Below are 8,966 nucleotides of genomic sequence, written 5' to 3'. Positions count from 1 at the left end.
TCCTACTGGTAAAGGACCTGCCAACCGTATTGACTGGATTCTCGGTAAAGGAAACCTTATAACTAATGAAATTGAAATCGTTAACTATCAGAAAAATGGACAATTTCCAAGCGATCATTTCCCAGTGATTGCTGACATCTCCTTAACTTACAACAAATAAGAGAATAAAATGAGCCAAGACCATTGATATAGTTGAATGGTGTTTGGCTTTTTTTGCGTTACGGGGTATTGTGAAATAGAACTACTGTAAAGTAATTGTTAAGTGACAAAAAAGTTGTTTAATTTACAATAAAGTCGTTTGAAAAATAATAAAGTTGTTTAATTCTTATTAGATTAACAGGCAGGTTAGTTGGAGCAGTGAAGGGTTTCTGTCATTACCCTTAGTTGAAGAGTGTTAGTTAACTTGTGTTCAACAATTGAGTCAGAATGTTGAGGATTACTCTCCAAGAGAGTTAGTTATTTATGTTAAAATATTGCGAGTGAAATCAGGTTCTTAACGATTTTATCAAGTATCAAGCAAAATAATTCAAAAACGAAGAAGGGACAGTACTAACATGGAAAACGTATCAAATGTAGATAAATTGGAATCAATAAAATCTTTACAATCGACAATCAGTAAACTCGAAAATGCCTTGTCACAGATGACTCAGAAAGGCGCAAATACTACCTTAGTAAAGAAACGACTCAAAGCTGTTTGCATAGGTTTAGCAATGCTAGAAAACGTTTGGAATCAAAGACCCCATCATTATACCCAGGACGATTTAGCAGAAGCTTGCAATGTTCTAACTGGTTTGCTTCCATCAATTGAGAACATTTATGATAAGTCAAAGGCTGGTAGTCCCCAAAGAACGCTTTTAGAAAGAAGAATAAAAGCGTTGAAACTAGCTATTCAAGTGATTGACAATTTTTGTGATAAATAACTTATCTAACTAAATAGAGTAACGGGTGCTTTAGTTCAATAAGAATTAAACAACTTTATTATTGATTTTTGAGTACTAATACATTTAAATGGATAGAAATTAAACAACTTTAAAGAGCCTTACTACAAAAAAATGTAGCAAGGCTCTTATATATTTATATCGAAATTAAATAACTTTATTATCAATTTACAGTAATATTGGAATGATCTTCCGATTGGGCGCGATTGTAGTAGATCATAGGTAGAAAATGATCAATCTTTTTTATAAAAACCAAACTTAAATCTACTGAAAAAGAAACCATTTTTATCAATCTTTTTTTAAAATGGATTTTTTTATTTGTTTTAAAACACGGGTCTGCTAGATATTTTTGATCAAACCTTATTTCAAAGCAACACCATACACAATTTCAAATGTTTCATATCAATTTGAAACAAATAACTTGAAACATCCTTACCATATCCTTGACCTAAAAAACAAAACATGAAACATTAGCTAAATTTTCTCTTCACACACACATACTCGGAAATTTTTTTTATTATGTCCTGAACCTATATATATCAACGGTTTAAAGCAAGTTATATAAATAGAAAAAATAAAACATCATGAAACGTTTTTGCCATATCCTTGACCATAAAACACATGAAAAACACCAATATTTCCTTATGCACCAAGGGTTTTGTCCTATTTTTGCAGATTTCACCCATCATTTAAAACATGAAACACTTTTGCCATATCCTTGACCTTTTAAATTTTGAATCACAAAATTTCTTTTGCCATATCCTTGACCTAAATTTCTTACTATAACCTTGATAATCCCTCTTCCTATCTATATTCAACGTACTTTATTATAATAAACAACTTATAAATAAACATGAAACACTTTTGCCATATCCTTGACCTAAAAATCTCTAAACACCTCATAAAACCCTTATATATCAATGGTTTCGCTGTTGTTTCACTAACACCTTTATACAATTAATACATGAAACACTTTTTTGCCATATCCCTGACACAAAGTTTTTTCACAAAAATCTTGAAACCCTTGTCACAACTGGTTTTATCGAGTGTTTCATCTTTTAAAAATCCCCCTTAAAGGAGCAGCTTTCACCAATTTTCAATTTGCTATAATAAAAATTGGTATATTTTATAGTATTTTGACATATATTTCTGAATTTATATGTAGGAGGTGAAAAAGATGGGCAAGTCATTTATTATTCGTAATCAACGTAGTCTAAATGGACAATCTACCAATGCTGTTTTAGTAACATTGAAATCTTGGCAAAAACTTGTTGAAGCTTTTGAAGACAAATACTATAGCTATAAAGATACATATCTTGGGGATATTCTCGATCATATGACATATGAGGAACGTATCGCGGATGTAGACGGATTTGTGGCACAAGCACAACCATCTTTTTCACGCCAATCCATTTCTACTATTACACAAGGAATCGGAAGAAAACATAAATTGTATGGTATTACAAATGCAGATCTTGAAGTATTTCTATACTTACATAAGAAGTGCTATACAAATGGTGTCATTCCAAATGTAACTGTACATATGCTTTGGGAAGACTATAAGCAATATAAAGAAGAATTGGCCTACATACAACATTCTCAATTTTACATAGCTTTAAAAAAATTGAACCTACATAACATTATCTCTATTGAAAATGAATTAGATGGTCGATATACGATTAAGTTAACTGACTTTATGAATCCAGAGACAGAAAAGCCAAACGCTTATGTCTACATTAGTCCAGTTGTATTTACAAAGGAATTCTTTGAAATGTCAGTTGCAGCTAAGAAACTATTCCTGGACATTGCGATGCAACAGCATTCAGAGACTACACTCAAACGTTCCTTAGATAAACAAGATGAAAGAGGAAACAAAACTCACTTTGGCGGAATGTATCGCTTTTTACATAAGAAATATCCGCATCAAATTCGCGCAGTCATGACAGAAATCACGACTGCACTATCATGCACAGGTACTCCTCTTTTTAAAATTTGCAAACTACAAAAAGGGGTTAAGAACAAAAAAAGATACACAACATTATATGTATCCTTACATAACGACTTCTTATGTACCAAAGAAGCAGGTGAAGTACAGTATCGCGATCCATTTGTGCCAAAAGTGACTTATGCTCGTAAAGCTCGTTTTATCGAGTCAGTCCTACAAGAGATGAACATTGGTGAGTTTGCGCAGGACATGAATAAATTCATTCATATACTGAAATATACATGTCATCGACAAATTCGTAGCGTAGTTCGCGGCTTACGTGACATGATAGATCGCAATGAAGAATATCCAGCTAAACTTGTTTACACGCTTAAAAAATTATTAAATCAAACATCACAATATCAAATTCTTGATACGGCAGCTAAAGAAGGAATTTATCCTCTCATTACACAACATGTTCCGAAAGAACAAAAAGAACAAGCCGTATTCGATTTTGGATTACACTTCTCGATGTATTCACTTCGAAGTATCAAGAGTTTATTCAGAAAGACCCACGAACTTCTTAAACAAAAGTTCGCAGTACCAGTTACGGAAGAATCCTATCACCGTAATTATCTAAAGTATCAAGAAGAAACGCTATTTAGAAAGTACGCTTATGAACAAGGTACAAATCTACATGCTTATGTTGCTTTAGAAATTGAAATGCGTGAACTTCTCAAAACAAGAGGTCATAAAGAACGTTCTATTCCTAGTGATGTTCGTGAATGGTTCATTGAAAAGATTGATACATTACCGAAAGAAAAGCTTCGTGTCATTGAAGTACCGGACAGTTTTAATCTGCTTACATTTACGCGCACCTTTGAACGGTTAATACGCTCTGGTATCCAGGTATCAACAGCTGAACAGGTACTAGAAATAATGGAAGCAAATTAACTACATGCAGCTCTCTATTTTTGAAAAAATCAAAAGTAGAGGGCTATTCGTGCTGACCCTATAAATTAAAGACCTTCTAGTTGACTCCACTAATATGAAATTTTACTAGACTCTATTGAAAATAGAGCCTTTTTTTATGCACTCTTATACAAGAAATTTATTCTAATCCTTCTCTTTCCACAGAACATTCCTTTCCTTCTTCCAGACAGATGCTCAAAGAGAGTCTTTTTTCTATAAAAAATCAGAAAGAAAACTTTATATTTAGTGGATATGTATATAGATCTAGTCCAGTGTGAATAAAATAATCCCAATATTGTTGTAATATAAGGATTCTATGGACTCATCTACTTAAATTCATCAAGTTTTATGTGAGTAATGTGGAATAACTGAATTATGTGGAGTATGTAGCTATTGCTGTGAATACATTGGGGATAAATAACATTAAATTGTGGAAATATAGGGGATAGAGTAGAAATCTAGCTATTGAATAAATATGTTTTAGACTGAATCAATTTGTTTCATTTTTTATGTAGAAATATGTGTTTTAGTTTCTGATTATTTGTAGGTAATGTATCTCCATAATGCCTTGTTTTTCATTTCTAAATCCTGCCATTTATGATTTTTTACAGTATAGTATAGTAAAAGTCCTTGTTACAGTAGTACTTTATCCATATTTGTTGATCCTATATAAGTTTAATCTTTATATTTTTAATATATATAAGATATATATTTATATTAGATTTTATTAAAGAGATAACAATTTTATTTTGGAAACATAAATGAAGTAGTTGAAGCTTAGTTTAAAAGATCCTGGTGCAAAAACTTAAGGACAATTGCAATGAATCTATAAATCTTATGCTTCCAGCATATATACAGTAAAAAGACGACTAAATAGGCCATATATAGTGTTTTACATAACATTTTTATCAATAGTTAATGATTTGAAATAAAGTTTACCTGTTTTATCTACTGGAGAAGAATCCATTTTGATTAATTTTCTTCAAAATGGATTCTTTTTATTGAACGTAAAGTATGGGTATTTCAAGGCTACAGGGGGATGTGTAACCTTGAAGAGATATATTCAAAATAATGTTTATTTTCAAATTTTTCCATGTTAGGATAGTTATGTATTTTAAAACCATTTTAAGAGGGGGATGAAGAAATGAACAATCTTAAGAAATGGGCAACAATGATCGGTGCTGTGATAATGTTAGTTTCTATATTTTCTTTTGCAGCACCAATGCCCAAAGCGGAAGCCGCAGTTGTTAATGGATCAGACCCGATTGCTACAGGATGTGCTAGAGATGCAATAACAGTACCTGATTGGAATAACACCAGTTGGTATAGTGGTGCTCAAGTTGACCTTCGCTATAGCCCTAGTTGTAGAAGTGCTTGGGCTAAATTAACTCTTGGTGGTGATCCAGCAATAAGAGAAGGAACAGCACGAATTACACGAAATGATGGCAAATCTTATTCATGTACTGCCAGAAAATCACTAGGACAAACATCTTGTTATACTAAACAGGTTAATGATGCAGGGTATACTGCTCGTGCTACTGCTAATGTTCTCATTGTATATGATGGTGGTGGTCGTTTTCATTATTTATATACTCGTTGGTATTAATTCTTTAGTTCAATTCTAAATTGAATATATTGAGAGCGTGTTTTGAAAAAAGATTAATCCAAAACACGCTCTTTCTTTTTGCTCGTTTATCAAGGTTATTAGTATCAATTTGATCAAACATTATTCCAAAGCTACCCAAACGCTACTCAGCTCCCAAAAAGTGAGGAACTTAGAAAATAAGGCTAAAAATTTTGAAAAAAATACACTTACACAATAAAATTTCTTGTTCAACTAAGGGCGCTTTAATTGAAGAAAAAGCTAAAAAAAAGAGTCCTAGTATCCAGGACTCTTTTTGATATTTTGACAGCACTAATTACCAAATAAACTTGCTGTATCAAGATCTTCATATTCATCGTTTAAAGCTTTTGTTTCAGATGTAGAAACGTCTTCTTTTTTTACATCTTCATTATCAGATTGTTCTTCAGAAGTCTCAATTTCCTCATTAGGAGATTTTATCTCATTATGGGTGTTTTGGTCTTCTTTTTTGAGAATAAGATTTGAATCATTCAATATGACCCGTTTAACTTCATTTAAAAAATCTTTATCTTGAAGTAAAATTTCTCTTTGCATTTGTTGTTGAATCTTATAATCACCAACATCTTGTAAGCCATGTTTATCAATAAAGTAACAGACAAGTTTATATAATGAATCTGCTATATTTCCTTGAGATTCAAACCATTTAAAGAATTCTTCGTTCTCAATTTTTTTGAGATTCCAAAAGAAGGACTCTCTTTTCTTGTCAGACATATTATCTCACCTTTTTTCGAGTAAGAATTTTCTTGATAACTTGCATTCCTCTAGCATTCATATCTACAGCATATTGTTCTGGAATCCACAGTAAGTACATTCCAACTCGATTACAGTACTCTAGTAACTGATTGTATAGTTCGTCTTTAAAAGTAACACTTCCGCCGCCGTATACGCATAAAATTTCAGCTTCACTTGCTGTATTATTTACATATTTCTCATCAGTATCTTCTAAAATAAGTTCAGCTTGTTCCACTTTTGTAATGTTAAAATACCCAGTGGACTCTTCATGGTATTTATGGTCTACATCTTGAAGGATTTGCGAGAATTGTTGACGTTTAATATTTGTTCCACGTTCCTGATTCAATAGTTTTACAGCTTCTTCTGTAGCATGCCCAACTCCACGTCTTTCTCCACTACAAGCATCAATTACTGGATTTACGCCAACTGTGTATATATACTCAGTTGTTCCATCTCCAATGTCACTATGTAAGATCTTTTTGTTCTTAAAGAATGATCCTTTTATTGTTTCTACCTCAAGTTTGTCTTTATATAGTTTAATAAAATCACTAAACATATCTTCTTCACCTTCAAGAATTGCGTATAAAGGAGGAACACCTTCTTGAGTAATGTTTGCACTGTTAAATGTTAAGGTAACTGTTACTTGTTCTTCACCGACATAAACAATAACAACATGATTTGAGCTAGTAAAGCGGTTTTCTAAATGCTTAGCATTTGCAGGAGTCCATTGACTTGCTGGAATTGCTGAAATGAGATCAACTGTAACGTTAATGGATTGAGGTAGTTCTTCAGTTTGCTCCCATTCAAGTTGTACAGATTTATTTGCAAGAAGACCTAGCATATTAATCAGTGGTAAATCATCATTATACTTCTGGCCCACTTTAATATTCATGTTTTTAGGGTTTTTTCCAGTCATCATTGCGCGATTACCAATAAAATACATTCCGGATCTTCTAATTGATTTACTAGCAATATTTACGAACATGTTATCTATTAAATTAATTACATTCTTTTGAGTATTCGTTTCCGTAACATTTGGCATTGAATAAACACTTTGATATACATTCTTCATTTTTATATATTGTCCATTAATATACCCTTTAAATGAATCGTTACCAATATCGCCTTCAATATTTAAATGAAGATTAGTCACTTTTGAATCTGTCATTATAAATCACCTCTATTTTTATTTTATTTCCTTTTGATATCTATTAGATATATTATAACACAAAAAACATGTGGATTTCAACTATAGAAATCAAATATATATCCAAAAAATATCTTTTAAATATATATTTAATTGCGTGGGGAGGATAAATATTTTAAATATATCTTTTAGATATTATAAATAAATTAATTTTATATTTAAAATCAATGAAAAGGTATTTTGATTCCTCCCTATATAAAATAAATATCTTTTAGATATTTATTTTATATAGGTGTTTCTACAGAAAATATCCTTATGATAAATAAATCTTCAAATGATGAGTTCAATATTTAAATGTAATAGCTTATAAGAACTTAATTAACTTTTGTGACTGTACATTATTAAGAGAAGCTTATTAGATATTTCAGATGGGTGTAATAAGCCGTGTGTCAGATTTATCATATGCGCTTCTTGAAATTAATTTTGTAAGCTCTAGAGAACGTTTCCATAGATGGCGGATCAATTCCTGTATTTAGTTTTGCAATTTTAGATTTTAATAAATAATAGTTCACCTTCAATTACTTTTGAGAATCCCGACATAATTTGTTTGTCCAGGATAAATATACAAAAAAAGCGGTTGATGGCCGCTTTAAAAGAAATTATAAAGAAAAATATTATATTTAAATTGGAAAGTTATTTAGGGGTAAATCAGGATCTCATAAGGTATAAAAGAATCTGATATGCTAATTGTGTACATATTTTTTTTCGTATTTGTACACAAAATTGCAGTATGAACTATAAAAAATAAATTAATTCCGGTTAAATAAACACTGAATGAACGTTTTCTTTGTGTTATCTTGACGGTCCTCAGGTAGTAATTTAATGGTTATATCTAGTTTGGTTTTGTTACTGAAATATGTGTGAAAGTGTATTTTGAATTACTGAAATGGCGTTTTTTGAACGCTTTGGCAGTGTTATCTCGACAGCTGTTTCTTCGTGAACGCTATCCGTTTATGTAGCGTTTTATCCAGAGTTATCAAGGCTTCCCGTTATTTCTTCTAGTGTCTACTTTGTATTGCTTATATACAAAAAATTATTTGTGTGGCTTAGTAATTAAGTTCGATAATTTCTAAAACAAATTGATAATTTATAATAAAGTTTGATGAAAAACAGCTTGCTGATCACACTAAATCTCAAGCTGTTTTTATTTACCATTTTATGTACAATAAAATTAGGAATTTTTATCATATCTGGCGAGAAGACCCCCACCTCAAGCGCGAAGCGGTAGGTGGGGGATGAATCGCTTTTTTTGTTTTTTTTAGGCATATAAATAGAAACGTACGTTCCTTTTTGGTATACTTTGTGTATACAAAACAAGAAAGGAGCGTGTCCAATGAAAAAAGCATATTTTTCAATTCGTATCTATAAGAATGCACTGAATCCGAAGTATGTTGAAGCTATTGGATATGCTCTTTTCGTATTTAATCGTGCGAAGCATTTCGCTTTTCAAACGGAAGTGTTAGAAAAACGTTCTGGCACCTCCAGACGTTCTGAGAGTATGCAAATTACTGTAAAATCACGATTTAGTCTTAATGACTATTATGCAAATAG

5 protein-coding genes and 2 pseudogenes are annotated in these 8,966 nt (G+C 31.4%); 4 read left to right on the top strand and 3 right to left on the bottom strand.

The window, feature by feature from the left end; all coding sequences use genetic code 11:
• The first annotated feature begins 554 nt into the window (after window positions 1–554).
• The 3 genes from CN326_RS08630 (at window position 555) to CN326_RS08620 (ending at window position 5,440) form a co-directional block, all read left to right on the top strand.
• The gene (locus CN326_RS08630) at window positions 555–920 is read left to right on the top strand and encodes a hypothetical protein (RefSeq protein WP_098308307.1); all 366 of its coding nucleotides are present in this window, start codon (window positions 555–557) and stop codon (window positions 918–920) included.
• A 1,195-nt stretch (window positions 921–2,115) separates the two neighbouring features.
• The gene (locus CN326_RS08625) at window positions 2,116–3,816 is read left to right on the top strand and encodes a hypothetical protein (RefSeq protein ID WP_098308305.1); all 1,701 of its coding nucleotides are present in this window, start codon (window positions 2,116–2,118) and stop codon (window positions 3,814–3,816) included.
• A 1,162-nt stretch (window positions 3,817–4,978) separates the two neighbouring features.
• Window positions 4,979–5,440, top strand: coding sequence for a DUF2690 domain-containing protein (locus tag CN326_RS08620; protein WP_098308303.1), 462 nt, complete (start codon window positions 4,979–4,981; stop codon window positions 5,438–5,440).
• Between the two features lie 309 nt (window positions 5,441–5,749).
• Here the strand turns inward: CN326_RS08620 and CN326_RS08615 are convergent, their stop codons facing one another.
• From CN326_RS08615 to CN326_RS25550, 3 genes and pseudogenes are all read right to left on the bottom strand, one after another.
• Complete coding sequence (locus CN326_RS08615; RefSeq protein WP_098308301.1) at window positions 5,750–6,187, bottom strand: hypothetical protein; 438 nt, start codon at window positions 6,185–6,187, stop codon at window positions 5,750–5,752.
• Between the two features lies 1 nt (window position 6,188).
• Window positions 6,189–7,376, bottom strand: coding sequence for a ParM/StbA family protein (locus CN326_RS08610; protein ID WP_098308299.1), 1,188 nt, complete (start codon window positions 7,374–7,376; stop codon window positions 6,189–6,191).
• A gap of 788 nt (window positions 7,377–8,164) precedes the next feature.
• Window positions 8,165–8,366 (bottom strand): annotated as a pseudogene (locus CN326_RS25550) (MerR family transcriptional regulator); the annotation flags it as partial.
• 382 nt (window positions 8,367–8,748) lie between these two features.
• On the opposite strand from CN326_RS25550, the pseudogene CN326_RS08605 reads away from it, so the two are divergent.
• Window positions 8,749–8,966 (top strand): annotated as a pseudogene (locus CN326_RS08605) (hypothetical protein); the annotation flags it as partial.

It is taken from the genome of Bacillus sp. AFS018417, assembly GCF_002560985.1.
Classification (GTDB): Bacteria; Bacillota; Bacilli; order Bacillales; family Bacillaceae_G; genus Bacillus_A; species Bacillus_A rhizoplanae.
This window is presented reverse-complemented; position numbering and strand designations above follow the sequence as displayed.

Excerpts from the sequence above, each read along its gene's own strand:
- CN326_RS08630 (WP_098308307.1), top strand. The coding sequence starts at position 555 with ATGGAAAACGTATCAAATGTAGATAAATTGGAATCAATAAAATCTTTA.
- CN326_RS08625 (WP_098308305.1), top strand. The coding sequence starts at position 2,116 with ATGGGCAAGTCATTTATTATTCGTAATCAACGTAGTCTAAATGGACAA.
- CN326_RS08620 (WP_098308303.1), top strand. The coding sequence starts at position 4,979 with ATGAACAATCTTAAGAAATGGGCAACAATGATCGGTGCTGTGATAATG.
- CN326_RS08615 (WP_098308301.1), bottom strand. The coding sequence starts at position 6,187 with ATGTCTGACAAGAAAAGAGAGTCCTTCTTTTGGAATCTCAAAAAAATT.
- CN326_RS08610 (WP_098308299.1), bottom strand. The coding sequence starts at position 7,376 with ATGACAGATTCAAAAGTGACTAATCTTCATTTAAATATTGAAGGCGAT.